At 77.5% G+C, this 1,533-nt stretch carries 1 pseudogene; it reads right to left on the bottom strand.

What is annotated here, in order from left to right:
• Nucleotides 1–1,533: pseudogene (locus tag HCN56_RS25480) on the bottom strand (amino acid--tRNA ligase-related protein); the annotation flags it as partial.

Below are 1,533 nucleotides of genomic sequence, written 5' to 3'. Positions count from 1 at the left end.
GCCGTCGGCAGCGCGGCGGGGCCGGCGGTGGCGGTGGGGTCGTCGGCGGCGGGGCCGGCGGCGCGTGCGTGCGTGGCGGTGGTGGGTTCGGCAGTGGCGGGTACGGCCGTGCTGGGTTCGGCAGTGGCGGGTACGGCCGTGGTGGCGTCGGCCGGGTCGGAGGTGGCGGCGCCCGACTCGGCCCAGGCGCCCGGGAGTTCCCGGGGGTCGCGGTCGGACGGGTCCGACCCGTCGAAGATCCGGGCCATGCCGTGCAGCGCGGAGAGCAGCCCCCAGGAGGTCAGCGCACCGCTGCCGGCGCGGTCCGGCGCCACGGGCATGCCGCCCGTGGCGGACCAGCGCAGCCGGCCGTCGCCGTCCAGGTAGCTGCGGGTGCGGCCCGCGTTGTCGGGGTGGAGGCAGTAGGGGATGTCGAGGACCCCGCGCGCGAACGCGGTCCGCAGCGCGCGGCCCACGTTCTCGTCCAGCGAGAGCACCGCCCGGACGAACTCGCGCGCCTGGAGGTAGACCTCGCTGTCCCCGCCGCCGACCGGTGCGGGGGCGGCCGACGCCGCGGCGCCGGCGGCCGTCTCCAGCGCGCGGACGTTCTCTTCGACGGTCGGGATGCGGTGCGCCTCGGCGGCGGTCTTCACGATCAGCCGGCGCGCCCCGGCCCGGACGGCCAGCCGTGCCGAGCACTCCAGCAGCCGCAGGGCGCCGTGCTCCGTCATGGGGTAGACCCCCATGTAGGTGTAGAGCACGACGTGCCAGTCGGTGCCGGCCGGGAGGAACTCGCCGGCGAGCCGCCGCAGCGCGCGCACCGCGTCCTCGTCCTCCGCGGCGTGCGTCTGCTGCGCGTAGCTCAGCGAGACGCTGGTGATGCCGTGCCGGGTGAAGAAGACGCCCTCCAGCAGGCTGATCGCCACCAGCAGCGCCGGCGGGCAGAGCTGGCCCAGCATGCAGCCGCCGAAGCTCTCCACGTGCGGGAGGCGCGGCGCGGGCGCCAGCTCGGCCAGCAGCTCGCAGGCGCGCGCCCAGTTCTCCACCGATCGGGCCAGCGGGGTGCGGCCGTACGGCAGGCAGTAGGAGACCGGGCCGCCCTCGGTGGCGTCCAGACCGCCGGCGACCAGCGCGCGGATGATGCCCTCCGGGACGGAGGAGCCGTGGCGGACCTGGACCGGGAACTCCGGACCGGCGACCCCGGCCAGCAGCTCCCGGCTCCGTGCGGCGGAGTGGGCGGTGATGGGGTAGCCGTTGAGCGGGACGCCGTCGTCGAGGCAGGCACGCGCCGAGGCGTCGTCACCGACCCGGGTGTAGCTGTCGATCGTCAGGGTCCCGACGGTCGTCGCGCCGGCGGCCCGGGTGGCGGCCAGGCCGCGGCGCATCGCCGCGGGGTCGCTGAACCCCATCCGGGGCTGCACCACCAGGGAGCCGGCCGCCGCCGCGGCCGCGACGAAACCGCCGAACGACGAGGCGGCGACGGGCTCCGCGCCGCGGGGCGCCGAGGCGCGGACGGCGTCGTCGGGGTACCCGGGTGCGCGCAGCGCGGTCACG

Origin of the sequence: Streptomyces lonarensis, assembly GCF_012033735.1 — a bacterium.
Taxonomy (GTDB): Bacteria; Actinomycetota; Actinomycetes; order Streptomycetales; family Streptomycetaceae; genus Streptomyces; species Streptomyces lonarensis.
This window is presented reverse-complemented; position numbering and strand designations above follow the sequence as displayed.